This is a genomic window from Paracoccus lichenicola, from assembly GCF_009708075.1.
Lineage (GTDB): Bacteria > Pseudomonadota > Alphaproteobacteria > Rhodobacterales > Rhodobacteraceae > Paracoccus > Paracoccus lichenicola.
This window is the reverse complement of record NZ_WMBT01000003.1, coordinates 52003-65935: the sequence shown is the minus strand read 5'-3', so window position 1 is coordinate 65935 and position 13933 is coordinate 52003. Positions and strand designations below refer to the sequence as shown.

The 13933-nt window shown below is 68.1% G+C and carries 18 protein-coding genes; 9 read left to right on the top strand and 9 right to left on the bottom strand.

Annotated features, from left to right (window positions below; all coding sequences use genetic code 11):
- Positions 1-55 precede the first annotated feature (55 nt).
- The 6 genes from pgsA (at position 56) to GIY56_RS06415 (ending at position 3651) form a co-directional block, all read left to right on the top strand.
- A complete protein-coding gene (gene pgsA / locus GIY56_RS06440) occupies positions 56-688 on the top strand; it encodes a CDP-diacylglycerol--glycerol-3-phosphate 3-phosphatidyltransferase (RefSeq protein ID WP_154764004.1) in 633 nt (210 codons plus the stop codon).
- A complete protein-coding gene (moaD, locus tag GIY56_RS06435; protein ID WP_154764003.1) occupies positions 678-929 on the top strand; it encodes a molybdopterin converting factor subunit 1 in 252 nt (83 codons plus the stop codon). The genes pgsA and moaD overlap by 11 nt, the downstream gene beginning before the upstream one ends.
- Before the next feature lie 4 nt (positions 930-933).
- On the top strand, positions 934-1422 hold the full coding sequence (locus GIY56_RS06430) for a molybdenum cofactor biosynthesis protein MoaE (RefSeq protein WP_154764002.1): 489 nt from the start codon (positions 934-936) through the stop codon (positions 1420-1422).
- Entirely contained in the window at positions 1409-1915 is a 507-nt protein-coding gene (locus GIY56_RS06425) for a hypothetical protein (protein ID WP_154764001.1), read from the top strand. The genes GIY56_RS06430 and GIY56_RS06425 overlap by 14 nt, the downstream gene beginning before the upstream one ends.
- Positions 1916-1980: 65 nt before the next feature.
- The gene (locus GIY56_RS06420; RefSeq protein ID WP_154764000.1) at positions 1981-3351 is read left to right on the top strand and encodes a glutamate--cysteine ligase; all 1371 of its coding nucleotides are present in this window, start codon (positions 1981-1983) and stop codon (positions 3349-3351) included.
- Between the two features lie 48 nt (positions 3352-3399).
- A complete protein-coding gene (locus GIY56_RS06415; protein WP_154763999.1) occupies positions 3400-3651 on the top strand; it encodes a hypothetical protein in 252 nt (83 codons plus the stop codon).
- A gap of 61 nt (positions 3652-3712) precedes the next feature.
- Here the strand turns inward: GIY56_RS06415 and GIY56_RS06410 are convergent, their stop codons facing one another.
- Entirely contained in the window at positions 3713-4429 is a 717-nt protein-coding gene (locus tag GIY56_RS06410; RefSeq protein ID WP_230312342.1) for a hypothetical protein, read from the bottom strand.
- Positions 4429-5892 (bottom strand): metal-dependent hydrolase family protein, encoded by a 1464-nt coding sequence (locus GIY56_RS06405; RefSeq protein WP_154763997.1) that lies wholly within the window; start codon positions 5890-5892, stop codon positions 4429-4431. Before GIY56_RS06405 ends, GIY56_RS06410 begins: the two co-directional genes overlap by 1 nt.
- A gap of 195 nt (positions 5893-6087) precedes the next feature.
- Between GIY56_RS06405 and GIY56_RS06400 the strand changes: the two genes are divergently transcribed.
- Positions 6088-6477, top strand: coding sequence for a hypothetical protein (locus GIY56_RS06400; RefSeq protein ID WP_154763996.1), 390 nt, complete (start codon positions 6088-6090; stop codon positions 6475-6477).
- On the opposite strand, the gene plsY is transcribed toward GIY56_RS06400, so the two are convergent.
- The 7 genes from plsY to ccmI form a co-directional block, all read right to left on the bottom strand.
- On the bottom strand, positions 6474-7052 hold the full coding sequence (gene plsY / locus GIY56_RS06395) for a glycerol-3-phosphate 1-O-acyltransferase PlsY (RefSeq protein WP_154763995.1): 579 nt from the start codon (positions 7050-7052) through the stop codon (positions 6474-6476). The genes GIY56_RS06400 and plsY overlap by 4 nt on opposite strands.
- The gene (gene pyrC / locus GIY56_RS06390; protein ID WP_154763994.1) at positions 7049-8323 is read right to left on the bottom strand and encodes a dihydroorotase; all 1275 of its coding nucleotides are present in this window, start codon (positions 8321-8323) and stop codon (positions 7049-7051) included. The genes plsY and pyrC overlap by 4 nt, the downstream gene beginning before the upstream one ends.
- On the bottom strand, positions 8320-9318 hold the full coding sequence (locus tag GIY56_RS06385; protein ID WP_328288464.1) for a DUF4268 domain-containing protein: 999 nt from the start codon (positions 9316-9318) through the stop codon (positions 8320-8322). The genes pyrC and GIY56_RS06385 overlap by 4 nt, the downstream gene beginning before the upstream one ends.
- A complete protein-coding gene (locus GIY56_RS06380; protein WP_154763993.1) occupies positions 9315-10277 on the bottom strand; it encodes an aspartate carbamoyltransferase catalytic subunit in 963 nt (320 codons plus the stop codon). The genes GIY56_RS06385 and GIY56_RS06380 overlap by 4 nt, the downstream gene beginning before the upstream one ends.
- A 66-nt stretch (positions 10278-10343) precedes the next feature.
- Positions 10344-10502, bottom strand: a complete 159-nt coding sequence (locus tag GIY56_RS06375) for a DUF1289 domain-containing protein (RefSeq protein ID WP_154763992.1) — start codon at positions 10500-10502, stop codon at positions 10344-10346.
- Complete coding sequence (gene ruvX, locus GIY56_RS06370) at positions 10499-10969, bottom strand: Holliday junction resolvase RuvX (RefSeq protein ID WP_154763991.1); 471 nt, start codon at positions 10967-10969, stop codon at positions 10499-10501. The genes GIY56_RS06375 and ruvX overlap by 4 nt, the downstream gene beginning before the upstream one ends.
- On the bottom strand, positions 10966-12177 hold the full coding sequence (gene ccmI / locus GIY56_RS06365; RefSeq protein ID WP_154763990.1) for a c-type cytochrome biogenesis protein CcmI: 1212 nt from the start codon (positions 12175-12177) through the stop codon (positions 10966-10968). Before ccmI ends, ruvX begins: the two co-directional genes overlap by 4 nt.
- 150 nt (positions 12178-12327) lie before the next feature.
- Here ccmI and GIY56_RS06360 point away from each other — a divergent pair, with 150 nt between their 5' ends.
- Positions 12328-13581, top strand: a complete 1254-nt coding sequence (locus GIY56_RS06360; protein ID WP_154763989.1) for a sarcosine oxidase subunit beta family protein — start codon at positions 12328-12330, stop codon at positions 13579-13581.
- Between the two features lie 91 nt (positions 13582-13672).
- Positions 13673-13924, top strand: a complete 252-nt coding sequence (locus GIY56_RS06355) for a hypothetical protein (protein ID WP_154763988.1) — start codon at positions 13673-13675, stop codon at positions 13922-13924.
- Positions 13925-13933 lie beyond the last annotated feature (9 nt).

The window sequence follows — 13933 nt, the reverse complement described above, 5'->3', positions numbered from 1 at the left end:
CATTTCGCTGCGCCGCCCCTTTCCAAGTCGGGCGGCACGGACTAGCTTGGCCCTCATGCGCTGGACCGTCCCCAATATCCTGACCCTTCTTCGGCTGATCGCGGCGCCCGCCGTGCCGCTGATGTTCCTGTATTTCAGCCGCCCCTTCGCCGACTGGGCGGCGCTGGCGCTGTTCATGATCGCCGCCGTGACCGACTGGATCGACGGCTATCTGGCGCGCAGCTGGCAGCAGGAAAGCCGCTTCGGCGCGGCCATGGACCCCATCGCCGACAAGGCCATGGTGGTGATCGCCATCGTGGTCATCACCGGCTATTCCGGCATGAACCCCTGGCTGATCCTGCCCGCCACCCTGATCCTGTTCCGAGAGGTCTTCGTGTCCGGCCTGCGCGAGTTCCTGGGATCGAACGCGCGCCTGCTGAAGGTCACGAAGCTGGCCAAATGGAAGACCACGACGCAGATGGTCGCCATCTCCGTCCTGTTCCTGGGCACGGGCCTGGCCTATGTCGAACATGGCCGCCCGCCGCGCGTGGGGGAACCGGGACTGCCGTTTTCCCTGTCCTGGGCGGATCTGGCGACGCAAGTGGGGCTGCTGCTGATCTGGTTCGCGGCGGTGCTGACGGCCTGGACCGGCTGGGATTATTTCGTCAAGGCGCGCCCTTACCTGCGCGAACCCGGCCATGACGCTTGATGTCCTGTATTTCGCCTGGCTGCGCGAACGCATCGGCCAGCCGCGCGAACGGATCGACACCGACGCCGCCACCGTCCGCGACCTGATCGCGGACCTTTCCGCCCGCGACGACTGGCACGCGGCGGCCTTTGCCGATCTCGCCGCCGTCCGCTGCGCCCTGGACCAGCAGCTTGCCGATCTGGACGCGCCCCTGGCGGGCGTCCGCGAGGTCGCCTTCTTCCCTCCCATGACCGGCGGCTGACCCCATGTCGGCCCGCGTCCAGACCGCGCCCTTCGACCTCGCCGCCGAACTGGCGGGCTTCGGCGCGGGCGCGGGGGCTATCGTCACCTTCACCGGCGTGGTGCGCGACGACACCGGCGCCATGGCCGCGTTGGAGATCGAGCATTACCCCGGCATGACCGAACGCGCGCTGTCGGATTACGGGACGGAAGCCGCCGCGCGCTTCGCCCTGACCGACTGGCGCATCGTCCACCGCCACGGGCGGCTGGCGGTGGGGGAAGCCATCATGATGGTCGCCACCGCCGCCCGCCACCGCCACGCGGCCTTCCAGGCAGCCGACTACCTGATGGACTGGCTGAAATCCCGCGCCCCCTTCTGGAAGCGCGAGATCGGCCAGGACGGCACGGCCCGCTGGGTCGATGCCAAATCCGGCGACGAACACGCCCTGTCACGATGGCAGGCTTCTTCTTCACGCAAATATCCATGCTCGCTTGCAACCGATGATCCGGCCTGAGCTGCGCGCCTGGCTTGCCACCCGGTCCGAGGCCCTGGTGGCAACCGCCATCCTTCTGGCCGGGCTGTGGCTGGCCCTGCGCGGCGGCTGGTTCTTCGCCGCGGTGGGCCTGCTGGTCGGGCTGGTCGGCCTGTCGCTGCTGCTGGGCGCCCTACGCCGCCTGCCGTTCCGTCGGCAAATCGCCGCCCCCGGCATGGTCGAGGTCGATGAAGGCGCCATCCGCTATTACGGCGCGGCGGTCCTGGGCGGGGAAATCGCCCTGCGCGATCTGGCCGAGATCCGGCTGATGCGCCTGAAGGGCCAGGGTTACTGGCGGTTGCGCAGCACCAGCCGCGAGGCCCTGCTGGTTCCCGTCGATGCCGCCGGCGCCGAGGCGCTGGCCCATGCCTTCACCGCGCTGCCGGGCCTCGACATGGGCACCGTGTCCGCCGCGCTGGCCCATGTCGCGGACCAGCCGGACGCCGTGCGCACCGTTTGGCGGAGGCCGGGTTGAGGCGGGTTGACTTGGCCCCCGCCGCGCGTCACCTGTGACGCGCGAACCCAGAAAGGCCCCGCCTCATGTCGATACCACAACAGGGCGGAGGCCCGATCGAAAGCCGCGACCAGCTGGCCGCCTATATCGCGTCGGGCGAAAAGCCGCGCGCGGATTGGCGCATCGGGACCGAGCACGAGAAGTTCGGATACGACAAGGCCGGCCTGATGCCGCTGCCTTATGACGGGGCCTGTTCGATCCTGGCGATGCTGACGGGGTTGCAGGAACGCTTCGGCTGGACCCCTGTGATGGAACAGGACAAGCTGATCGGGCTGGAACGGAACGGCGCCAACATCAGCCTGGAACCGGGCGGGCAACTGGAACTGTCGGGCGCGCCCCTGGAAACCATCCACCAGACCTGCGACGAGGTGAACGGCCATCTGGCCGAGGTGAAGGAGATCGCCGACCGCATCGGCGCGGGCTTCATCGGCCTGGGCGCGGCGCCCATCTGGGGACAGAACGACATGCCGATGATGCCCAAGGGGCGCTACCGGCTGATGACCGACTACATGGACCGGGTCGGCACGCTCGGCAAGCAGATGATGTATCGGACCTGCACCGTGCAGGTGAACCTGGACTTCGGCTCGGAAGCCGACATGGTGCAGAAGATGCGCGTAGCCCTGTCCTTGCAGCCCGTCGCCAACGCCCTGTTCGCCAATTCGCCCTTTCTCGACGGCAAGCCGAATGGCTGGAAAAGCTGGCGCGCGCATATCTGGCAGAACCTGGACGCCGCGCGCACGGGGATGCTGCCCTTCGTCTTCCAGGACGGTTTCGGATACGACGCCTGGGTCGATTACGTCCTGAACGTGCCGATGTATTTCGTCTATCGCGACGGCCGCTATATCGACGCCCTGGGCCAGTCCTTCCGCGATTTCCTGAACGGCCGCCTCCCCGCCCTGCCGGGCGAGGTGCCCACGCTGTCCGACTGGGCCGACCACATGACCACCGTCTTTCCCGAGGCGCGGGTGAAGAAATACATCGAGATGCGCGGCGCCGATGGCGGCCCCTGGCGCAGGCTCTGCGCGCTGCCCGCGCTGTGGGTCGGGTTGATCTATGACCAGTCGGCGCTGGATGCCGCCTGGGATCTGGTCAAGGACTGGGACCACGAGACGCGGGAAAGCTGGCGGCGCGAGGCCGGGATCCACGCGCTCGACGCCCAGGTGAACGGCGTTCGGATGCAGGATCTCGCGCGCCAGGTGGTCGAGATCGCGGAAGCGGGCCTGAAGAACCGCGCCCGCGCGGGCGCAGGCGGCATGGTCCCGGACGAGACCCATTTCCTCAACGCCATCAAGGAAAGCCTGGACAGCGGCAAGGTCATGGCCGACGAATTGCTGGACAAGTACCACGGCGAATGGGGGGGCGACCTGACGCCCATCTACCGCGAATATTCCTATTGAAGCGGGATCGGCAGCGGCTAATGTTGAATTGAAAACAAAGAGGATTTCATGCGCGATTTTTTCATTCTCTGGATGGAGAGGATCATCAACGTGGTCATCATCCTGGGCGCGGTCGTCGTCCTGATGGCTGGCCTTGTCGTCATGTTTTCGCCGGCTGGCGGGTTCCTGCAAGGGTTGGCAACCTGGGCCTTTGGCTTTGTCTACCTCGTCCTGATGGGGGGCATGATCTATCTGGGCCTTGGCATCTACAACAACACCCGCCGCACGGCCGAGGCGGTCGAGGCCTTGACGCAGCGTTGATCGACCGCGCGATAATCGCTGACCCTTTTCCGTGGCGGCCCTTGGCACGGGCCAGGCGCCGTCAGAAACGCCAGGTCAGGCCCAGCAGCGGGCCTGCCATGGTGGCGTCCACCCGCGTGCCGCCGCTGCGGTAATCCACGTCCAGCCGCCGATAACCGACCGAGACATAAGCTTGGTCCGTCATCTGGTAATTGACCGTCGCCACGACCTGCGTGGTGCTGTCCGACCCCATGCCGGTGATGCCGTGGTCGATATAGGCGATGGCCGACCAGCGGGGCGCAAGGGTGTAATTGGCCCGCAAGGCGATGATCGGATCGACGAAATCCTTGTCGCCCGACCGGCTGATGGCCCCGCCCGCAACCGAGACCTCGGCCTTGATCTTCCAGGCCCGCACCCCGCCCAGCACGTCAAGCGCCAGCCCGCCGTTGTCGATGGCCCGCCAGCCTGCGGCCAGGGTCAGGGATCGTTGCGACACCTCGCCCTCGGCAGGCAGGCCCGGCGGAATCAGGCCGGATTTGGAACTGGCCGAATAGCTGAGATCGCCGAGGACGACAAAGCGGTCCTTGCGAGCATAGCCCGACAGGAAGAAGGCCGCGTCCAGATCCTCCAGCACCTCGGAAAAGCTCTTGTCGAATTCCAGCGTCGGCGCGCCGGTGAAGGGGGTGACATCGCCCCCCAGGCCGGATGCCCAGACATAAGGGGTGACCTGCGCGTTCCAGTCCTGCGCCAGGGCAGGCGCGGCGGCCAGCGCGGCGGCGGCAAGGGCTGCGAATTTCATCATATCGAATCCTCGGACAACTCGTTCTTGAACAGGCGGCCGTTCTTCATGATCAGCCGCAGGTTGCCCGTGTCGGCCAGCCAGTCCAGGCCCTGCTCGGGTTCGCCGTCGATCACCAGCAGGTCGGCCAGCGCGCCTTCCGCGATCACCCCCAGCCTGCCGTCGTAAGGCGCCCGCGCCCCCGACAGCGCCAGCAGCCGACCCGCGGCCCCCGTCGCCCGATGCAGCGCCGAAAGCGGCGACATGAAGCGCGCCAGCTTGGCTAACTGCCGCCCCTGGCTTTCGCCCCCGCCATACAGGATGTCGGTGCCGAAGGCCCAGTTGACCCGGTGCTTGTCGGCCCATTCGAAGGCGCGCGCGGTGCCCTCGGCCACGGCGCGCTGCGCGGCCACGGCCTTGGGGTCGGTGTATCGGTTCGCGTCCTCGTCGGCCAGGAACGGCTGGATCGACCACCAGGTGTCGCTGTCGGCCATCAGCCGCACGGTGTCCTCGTCGGCCAATTGCCCGTGTTCGATGGACTTGACCCCCGCCGCGATGCAGCGCCGGATGCCGGGCGGGGTATAGACATGGGCGCAGACATAGGTGCCCCAGTCGGTCGCCGCATCGACCGCCGCGCGCATCTCACCTTCCGTGAATTGCAGCGATTCCAGCGGGTCGTATTGGGACGCGACGCCGCCGCCCGCCGTGATCTTGATCTGGCTCGCGCCCTTCATCAGCTGCTCGCGGGTGCGGCGCAGCACCTCGGGGACGCCATCGGCCAGGGCCGACATGCCCTGCTGGCTGGCGTAATCGGCGGGATCGCCCGGCATCATCGGCAGGCTGTTGGAAAACCGGAAATCCCCGTGCCCTGATGTCTGCGAGATGATCCCCCCCGACGGAAAGACGCGCGGCCCCGTGACCACGCCCCGGTCGATCGCGGCCTTCAACCCGAAGGCGGGGCCGCCCACGTCGCGCACGGTGGTGAAGCCGCGCATCAGCGTGGCCCCGGCCTCTTGCCCCGCCATCAGGTGCACGAAGCCGATGTCCTGGGTCATGGCGGCGATCTGACTGACGGATGCCAGGGTCGCGTGCCAATGCGTGTCGATCAGGCCGGGAATGACCGCGCGCCCGCCGCAGTCGATCACCTGCGCATCCTCGGGACCTTGGCCCACCGCGGGAAGCGCGGTGATCCGCCCGCCGTCGATCAGGATGCCCACGCCTTCGCGCAGCGACAGGGCCTCGCCGTCGAACAGCCGCAGGTTGGTCAGCAGCACGGGCCGCGCCGGGGTCTGGGCCTGCACCTCGCGCGGGGCGAGGCCGAAGCCCGCGAACATGCCGACGACCGCCGCCATTCCGCCCATCATCTGGCGGCGGGAAATGTCGGCCTCGATCCGGCGCATCGCGGCCAGGGTGGTGGGGCTGCCGCAATGGCAGAAATGCAGCTTTCCCGTGACGGGATCGGGGGCGAAACAGGCTTGGCACATCGAGAATCACCAAAGGCGAGGGAACCGGCTGCATCCTGTGCTTGCAGCATGATGCCCGAATTTCAATAAAAACGTTTTGTTTCGCACGATTGCCGGCGACATTCCGGGCGGGCGCACGACAAAATGACCGCCCCCCGTCTTGCGCCGGATTCGTGGCGGTGGCAGGGCAGGATCAAACCGGAAAGGGGACAGGCGATGAAGGCGGATGCGATGGTGTGGGTGCAGCGGATCGTGGGCGCGGTCTTCGCGGTGGGGGTCGCGGCCCTGGTCGGGGCCATCGTGACCCAGGTCGGCCAGGCCGAGGGGCTGCCGCCCTTGCCGATCTTCGTGGGCATGCTGGGAATCGTGATGCTGGTGCTGCTGTCGGGCGCGTGCCTTGCGCTGGTCTCGCTGGCGATCTCGGCCCGCCGCGGGGCGGATGCGCTGCGCCGCATCGCGGGGCAGGGCGTCGCGGCACCTGCCGCAGCCCCGGTCCGCGTCTTCAGCCAGACCCCCCTGCGCGAGGTCGTGGCCGAGCCGCAGCCCGAACCCGTTCCCGTCCGCCCCGCGCGCCCGGCAGGCCGGACGCTGGTGGCCGAACGCTAGCCCTTCTTCCCGATCCGGGGTTCGGTGCCGTCCAGCAGGCGGGCGATGTTGGGGCGGTGGCGCACGACGATCAGCACCGCCATGAACAGGCTGACGGCGATCAGGTCCGTGCGGCCCATCCCCCAGGCGAAGACAGGCGACAGGGCTGCGGCCAGCAGCGCCGACAGGCTGCTGATGCGGCTGACGGCTGCGGTCAGCAGCCAGACCCCGCAGGCGATCAGGCCCAGCGGCCAATGCAGCGCGATCAGCGTGCCCAGGAAGGTCGCCACCCCCTTGCCGCCCTTAAAGCCCAGCCAGACCGGGAAGCAATGGCCTAGGAAGGCCGCGCCCCCTGCCAGCACCGCCGCCATGTCGCCGCCGAACTGGCGCGCGACCAGCACGGCGATGGCGCCCTTGCCGCTGTCCAGCAGCAGCGTCGCCAGCGCGGCGGGCTTGTTGCCGGTGCGCAGCACGTTGGTCGCGCCGATATTGCCCGACCCGATGGCGCGCAGGTCGCCCAGGCCCAGGGCGCGGGCGATGACCAGGCCGAAGGGGATGGACCCCAGCAGATAGCCGAAGATCGTCCACAGGATCATGGCTCGCCTCCGAACACGCGGCGGCCCGCGACCCAGGTGCCGATCACCCGCCCCTCCATCCGCGCGCCGTCGAAGGGGGTGTTCTTCGATTTCGACAGCAGGGTAAAGCGGTCCAGCACGAAGGGCGCGTCAGGGTCGAACAGCACCAGGTCGGCAGGCGCTCCCACGGACAGCCGCCCGCCCGGCAGGCCGAGGCGCCTGGCCGGGTTCAGCGACATCGCCCGCCACAGTTGGGGCAGGGTCAGTCCGCCGCCGTGGTAAAGCCGCATCGCCGCGGGCAGCAGCGTTTGCAGGCCCACGGCGCCGGGGGCTGCGGCCTCGAAGGGCAGGCGCTTCGATTCCTCATCCTGAGGGGTGTGGAAACTGGCGATCACGTCGATCAGCCCGTCCGCCACCGCCTGCACCATCGCCAGCCGGTCGTCTTCCGACCGCAAGGGGGGCGTGAAGCGGAAGAAGGTCCGGTAATCGCCTATGTCGTATTCGTTCAGCGTCAGGTGGTGGATCGAGATCCCCGCCGTCACGTCCAGCCCCGCATCCCGCGCGCGGCGCAGGGCGGGCAGGGCGCGCGCGGTGGTGATCTGGTCCGCGTGCCAGCGGCATCCGGTCATCTGTGCCAGGGCCAGGTCGCGGTCCAGCCCGATCACCTCGGCCACCGGCGACACGGCGGGAATGCCGTAGATCGAGGCGAACTTGCCGCTGGTGGCCGCCGCCCCGCGCGACAGGTCCGCGTCCTGCGGATGGCCCACGATCAGCGCGCCCAGGCCCCGCGCATAGGTCATGCAGCGCGACAGCAGGCGCGTGTCCGCCACCTGCCGCACGCCGTCGGTGAATGCGACCGCGCCCGCATCGGTCAGGAATCCGATCTCGACCATCTCGCGCCCCTCCCGCGCCTTGGTCAGGGCGGCCATGTGGCGGATGTTCACGGGCGCGTCCGCCGCGCGGCGGGTGACGAATTCCAGCGATTCCGGCGTGTCGATGGGCGGGGCCGTGTCGGGCCGCGCGACGATGGTGGTCACGCCCCCGGCGGCGGCGGCAAGGCCCGCGCTGCGGAAGGATTCCTTGTGCCGCTCTCCCGGCTCGCCGATCTTGACGCCCCAGTCGATGATCCCCGGTGCCAGGGCGCGGCCCTGGCAGTCGATGACGGTGGCGCCTTCGGGGGCGGGGGCGTCGATGGCCTCGATCACGCCGCCCTGGACCAGCAGGCTGCCGGGGGCGTCGGTCTGCGCCTCGGGGTCGATCAGGCGGGCATTGGTGAACAGCGTCGCGGTCATGGCGCCTCAGAGGATGCAGGGTCTTCGGCGATCTTGCCACTGCGGTCCAGCGACATAACCAGAGGCCGGAACACTTGGTGCAGCGACCGGGCATTGTCGACGATCCAGCGGTGTTGACGTTCCCAGTCAGCCTCGTCGAAGGGGTCGATATTGGGCAAGTGAAGGGCAATCCTCGCATCTTTCTTGTCGGGCATGGGCTGCCAGACAAGGGGCTGGCCCAGCTTTGCCTCGATCTCGGCCCGGCGGGCCGCTAGTTGGGCAAAATCGGACTTTGCATGAAGCCCAGAGAGATAAACCTCGATCCGGACAAGATTCTCGGGGCGGCTCATGGCAAAATTGAAATGCACGCCGGTCTTGCCGATGCCATGCGAGACCCAAGAACTGGCCTGGGGCGATACGGGCCGTATCACGCCGTTGGCCTTGCCGATCAGATCCTCGACCGCTTTCCAATAGCGCCACTGGGTTTGGCGGGTTTCGCTGAATTCACCATCGGTAATAGCCTTCTGCGCTGTGGCGACCTGCCTGGCCCAGTCATTCGGCTGACTGATGATGTTGAACTTGGGTGCGATGGGGCTTTGACCGATCCGCCACAGTTCCACCTCGAGAGCGAAGATGCGAACATTCTCCGATGTTATCTCGTTCAGCCAATCACACGCGGCGCGGTGTTCATCAGCAAAGCGTGCGGCAATCCAGATGATCGTGACCGCATGCAGACCTGCCGCATAGGTGATGAGTTGGCCCAGATGGCTGTGATCGGTGCGTTCCAACTGATTCTCGATCAAAACCCAGGTGTCATCGGCGGTGTTCTTGCACAGAATATCAGCTCGGAAGGGTCCGACAGCTTGCTCCTGCGCTTCGAACTCAAGATCAAGACCCAGAGTGTCAGCCAAGAGCGCGAGGTTTTCTTCGCGTGCAAGCCAGGGGGTGAAATGCTGTGCTTCGGTCATCCAGCCGTGGCGCAGGTCGACGCGTTCTAGTCGCCCAAAATCGCTCACACCATCACCCCCGCCGCCGCCCGTCCCCGTTCCGCCCGCAGGTTCCGCGCCAGCAGGTCCAGCGCAGCCATCCGCACGGCGACGCCCATTTCAACCTGATCCTGGATCACGGATCGGTTGATGTCATCGGCAATGGTGCCGTCGATCTCGACCCCGCGGTTCATGGGGCCGGGGTGCATGACGATGGCGTCGGGCGCGGCGCAGGCGAGTTTCTCGGCGTCCAGGCCGAAGCGGTGGAAATATTCGCGTTCCGACGGGATGAAGCCGCCGTCCATGCGTTCCTTTTGCAGCCGCAGCATCATCACCACGTCGGCGCCCTTCAACCCCTCGCGCATGTCCTCGAACAGCTCGACGCCCATCTCGCCGGCGCCTGCGGGCATCAGGGTCGCGGGGCCGATCAGGCGCAGGCGGTTTTCCATCTTGCCCAGCAAGAGCAGGTTCGACCGGGCCACGCGGCTGTTGGCGATGTCGCCGCAGATGGCGACCGTCAGGCGGTGCAACCGGCCCTTGGCGCGGCGGATGGTCAGCGCGTCCAGCAGCGCCTGCGTGGGGTGTTCGTGCCGCCCGTCGCCCGCGTTGATGACGGCGCAGTTGACTTTTTCGGCCAGCAGGTTGACCGCGCCCGAATGGGGGTGGCGCACCACCAGCAGGTCGGGCTGCATGGCGTTCAGCGTCAGGGCGGTGTCGATCAGGGTTTCGCCCTTCTTCACCGAGGAATGCGCGACGGCCATGTTCATCACGTCCGCGCCAAGCCGCTTGCCCGCCAATTCGAAGCTGGCCTGGGTGCGGGTGGAGTTCTCGAAGAACATGTTGATGAGGGTCATGCCCTCCAGCGCGTCGGCGTGCTTCACCGTGCGGCGGTTCAGGGCCACGTAATCCTCGGCCAGGTCCAGAAGGGTGACGATCTCGGGCGGGGCGAGGTGGTCGATGCCAAGCAGGTGGCGGGCGCGAAAGGTCATGGGCGGCCTTTTGGTCGGGATCGCGGTTTCTATCGCAGATGGCGGCCAAGGCGGCAAGCGCAGGGATCAGCCCTTGCGCGCGGGCAGTTCGGCCATGATCCGGCGGCGCGTTTCCGGCGGCAGGCTGGCCCAGGCGGCGATCTCGTCCAGGGTCCGCCAGCAGCCGGTGCAAAGCCGGGATGCGGGGTCGATCACGCAGACCTTGATGCAGGGCGTTTCGATCATCGCGTCATGTACCGCAGCCGGTCCAGCGCGCCTTGCAGGATGTAACCGGCGGCCACCTGGTCGATCACCTCGGCCCGGCGCTTGCGCGAGGTGTCGGCCTCCAGCAGCGCGCGTTCGGCGGCCACCGTGGACAGGCGTTCGTCCCAGAAGCCGATGGAGAGATCCGTCAGCCGTTCCAGGTTGCGGGCGAAGGCGCGGGTCGATTGGGCGCGCGGGCCTTCGCTGCCGTCCATGTTGCGCGGCAGGCCCAGCACCAGGCCCACCAGCGTGCGGTCCTTGACGATCGCCAGCAGTTCCGCCGCATCCAGCGTGAACTTCTGCCGTCGGATCACGGTCAGGGGCGAGGCCACCTGGCGCAGCCCGTCGCTAACCGCCACGCCGATGGTCTTGGTGCCCAGATCCAGCCCGGCGATGCCGCCCACCGGGGGCAGGCTGGCCGCGAAATCGGTGATCTCGGGGTGGATCATGGGACCAGCCCCGCCTGGACGGCGGCTTGGCGCACGGTGTCCAGCGCCTCGGGCTGGCTGGCGAAGCGGGTCTGCGCCTCGGTCCAGATGTCGCGCGCGTGGTCCGTGTTCCCGATCACCACCAGCGAGGAAATCAGCCGCGCCCATTCCTCGGCCGTGCCGCCCTGTCGGGCCAGCCGGGCTTCCAGTTGCGACACCATGCCCGCGATCATCTGCTGGCGTTCCTCGGGCGACATGTCCTCGGCTGCGGCCATGGCGTTCGCATCGGGACCGGGCAGGGGCGCAGGCGGGACATAGTCGGGCTGGCCCGCCAGCCAGGCCAGGTCGGCGATGGCGGTGCGGATGGGGGCGATCCAGGGGGCGTCCTCGGGGCCTTCCTCCAGCAGGCTGCGCCAGATCGGAAAGGCGCGGTCGGGGCGGTCGTTCTGCAATTGCAGCATCCCCAGCAGATAGCGGGCCTGCGGATGCGCGGGATCCTTGGTCAGGGCGCGGACCAGGACCGCCTCGGCCTCGGGGGTGATCAGGCCGCCCGCCGCCTCGATCATCAGGGCGGACAGGCGCACCAGGTCGCCTGCACTCGCATCGTCGCCGCGCAATGCGACAAGGCGGGCTTGCGCATCCCGGGCGGCGGCCAGATTGCCCAGGCGGATTTCGTTCGTGGCCAGCAAGGCGAGGCCCTGCGGGTCATCGGGGTTCTTCGCCACCGCCTCGCGCAGCTGCCCGATCAGGGCGGCGAAATCTTCGGGCACCTCGGGCACCACGGGGGCGGGCGCCCTGGCCTCGGCCTCGGCCTGGCTGGGGCGGTTGTCGTAAACCTGCCGGGCCTCGGCGATGCGCCGGGCGATGGGCAGGTCGTCGCGCCCGGGCTGGCCTTCGCGCCAGTAAAGCGCCGCCGCCCCCGCGAACAGCAAGGCCAGCAGCGACAGCGCCAGCAGCCCGCGCCCGCCCGCGCCGCCCGTTCCCGCTTGGGACAGGCGGCGGTCGGCGTCCAGCACCTTGCGGCCGATCTCGGTGCGCAGGCGCGCGGCCTCCTCGGGGGCGATCACGCCGCGGTCCAGGTCGCGCTCGACCTCCTTCAACTGGTCGCGGTAAACGCGCAGGTCGAAGGCCGCCGTCGGTTCGGCAGCCATGCGCCCGCCCCGCAGCAGGGGCGCGATGATGGCAAGGCCGACGACGATCGTGGTGGCGGCGCAGATGATCCAGAACATTCCAGCCCTCCGGTTGGTCCCTCCTTTAGGGCGCTTTCGCTTCGGCGGAAAGCGTCAGGCTGTCGCATTTTGCCGTGATCGCGCCGCAAGCCGTCTTGAGCCTGCGGTCCCGTCCCGCCATTCTGCGGCCAAGTCCAACAGGGGTTCCTGATGCCGTCACGCCGCTATTCGGTCTTTGCCATCGCGCGCGAGGCGCTGCGCCAGCATCGGGGCTGGACCCGCGCCTGGACCAGCCCCGAACCGCGCGACCGCTACAAGGTGGTGATCGTCGGCGCGGGCGGGCACGGGCTGGCGACGGCTTACTATCTGGGCAAGAACCACGGCATCACCGATGTCGCGGTGATCGAGAAGGGCTGGCTGGGCGGCGGCAACACGGGCCGCAACACCACGATCATCCGGTCCAATTACCTGCAAGACCCGTCCGCGGCGATCTACGACAAGGCGCTGAAGCTCTATGAAACGCTCTCGCAGGACCTGAACTACAACGTGATGTTCAGCCCGCGCGGGCTGATCATGCTGGCCCAGACCGAACACGAGGTCCGCGGCTATCGCCGCACGGTCCATGCCAACGCGCTGCAGGGCGTGGCGACCGAATGGATCGAGCCTGCGCGCGTCAAGGACCTGGTGCCGATCATCAACATCGACGGGCCGCGCTATCCGGTGCTGGGCGGGCTTTACCAGGCGCGCGGCGGCACGGCGCGGCACGACGCGGTGGCCTGGGGCTATGCGCGGGCCTGTTCCGACATGGGAATGCACGTCATCCAGAACTGCGAGGTCACGGGGGTCGAGACCGCCGGCGGCCAAGTCCGCGCCGTCAACACCGCCAAGGGCCGCATCGGTTGCGACAAGCTGGCCTTGGTCGTGGCCGGTCATTCGTCGCAACTGGCCGAGATGGCGGGCTTCCGCCTGCCCATCGAAAGCGTGCCCCTGCAGGCCATGGTCAGCGAGCCGGTCAAGCCCTGCATGGACGTGGTGGTGATGGCGAACACCGTCCACGGCTACATGTCCCAGTCCGACAAGGGGGAAATGGTGATCGGCGGCGGCACCGACAGCCATAACGCCTTCACGCAGCGCGGCAGCTGGCACCATGTCGAGGAAACCGTGCGCGCCCTGGTCGAGACCTTCCCGATGATTTCCCGCCTGAAGATGCTGCGGCAATGGGGCGGGATCGTGGACATGACGGGCGACCGCTCTCCCATCCTGTCGGCGACGCCGGTCGGGGGCGTCTTCGTGAACTGCGGTTGGGGCACCGGCGGCTTCAAGGCCATACCGGGGTCCGGCTGGGCCATGGCGGAACTGGTGGCCCAAGGCCGGCCCGGTCCGCTGGCCGCCGCCTTCGGCCTGAACCGCTTCCGCGAGGGACGCTTCATCGACGAATCCGTCGCGGCCGGTGTGGCGCATTAGTCATGGCTGACGATGCACGGGAATTTCAAGGAACCCGAGGGGCGCCGGTCTCATTGTCCGGGTACCTCAGGGTGAATCGAAAGGGACGAGAATGGCCGAACCCAACAGCAATCGCATGTATATCATCATCGGTGCCATCATCGTCGTGGTGGCGCTGCTGTTCTTCTTCATGTCGGGCAGCGATGATGCCGCGACCGACGCGACCGCGACCGGCAACGCGACCACGACCGCCCCGGCCACCACGACCGCTGACCCGGCTGTCGATGACGCCGTCGAGGTCGAACCCGCCGCGCCCGGAACCACGACCGGAACCACGACGGGCACCCCGGCCCCGGCCAACTGACCCGCGCCG

Coding starts and splice junctions, on each gene's coding strand:
- pgsA (WP_154764004.1), top strand. CDS start 56: ATGCGCTGGACCGTCCCCAATATCCTGACCCTTCTTCGGCTGATCGCG.
- moaD (WP_154764003.1), top strand. CDS start 678: ATGACGCTTGATGTCCTGTATTTCGCCTGGCTGCGCGAACGCATCGGC.
- GIY56_RS06430 (WP_154764002.1), top strand. CDS start 934: ATGTCGGCCCGCGTCCAGACCGCGCCCTTCGACCTCGCCGCCGAACTG.
- GIY56_RS06425 (WP_154764001.1), top strand. CDS start 1,409: ATGATCCGGCCTGAGCTGCGCGCCTGGCTTGCCACCCGGTCCGAGGCC.
- GIY56_RS06420 (WP_154764000.1), top strand. CDS start 1,981: ATGTCGATACCACAACAGGGCGGAGGCCCGATCGAAAGCCGCGACCAG.
- GIY56_RS06415 (WP_154763999.1), top strand. CDS start 3,400: ATGCGCGATTTTTTCATTCTCTGGATGGAGAGGATCATCAACGTGGTC.
- GIY56_RS06410 (WP_230312342.1), bottom strand. CDS start 4,429: ATGAAATTCGCAGCCCTTGCCGCCGCCGCGCTGGCCGCCGCGCCTGCC.
- GIY56_RS06405 (WP_154763997.1), bottom strand. CDS start 5,892: ATGTGCCAAGCCTGTTTCGCCCCCGATCCCGTCACGGGAAAGCTGCAT.
- GIY56_RS06400 (WP_154763996.1), top strand. CDS start 6,088: ATGAAGGCGGATGCGATGGTGTGGGTGCAGCGGATCGTGGGCGCGGTC.
- plsY (WP_154763995.1), bottom strand. CDS start 7,052: ATGATCCTGTGGACGATCTTCGGCTATCTGCTGGGGTCCATCCCCTTC.
- pyrC (WP_154763994.1), bottom strand. CDS start 8,323: ATGACCGCGACGCTGTTCACCAATGCCCGCCTGATCGACCCCGAGGCG.
- GIY56_RS06380 (WP_154763993.1), bottom strand. CDS start 10,277: ATGACCTTTCGCGCCCGCCACCTGCTTGGCATCGACCACCTCGCCCCG.
- GIY56_RS06375 (WP_154763992.1), bottom strand. CDS start 10,502: ATGATCGAAACGCCCTGCATCAAGGTCTGCGTGATCGACCCCGCATCC.
- ruvX (WP_154763991.1), bottom strand. CDS start 10,969: ATGATCCACCCCGAGATCACCGATTTCGCGGCCAGCCTGCCCCCGGTG.
- ccmI (WP_154763990.1), bottom strand. CDS start 12,177: ATGTTCTGGATCATCTGCGCCGCCACCACGATCGTCGTCGGCCTTGCC.
- GIY56_RS06360 (WP_154763989.1), top strand. CDS start 12,328: ATGCCGTCACGCCGCTATTCGGTCTTTGCCATCGCGCGCGAGGCGCTG.
- GIY56_RS06355 (WP_154763988.1), top strand. CDS start 13,673: ATGGCCGAACCCAACAGCAATCGCATGTATATCATCATCGGTGCCATC.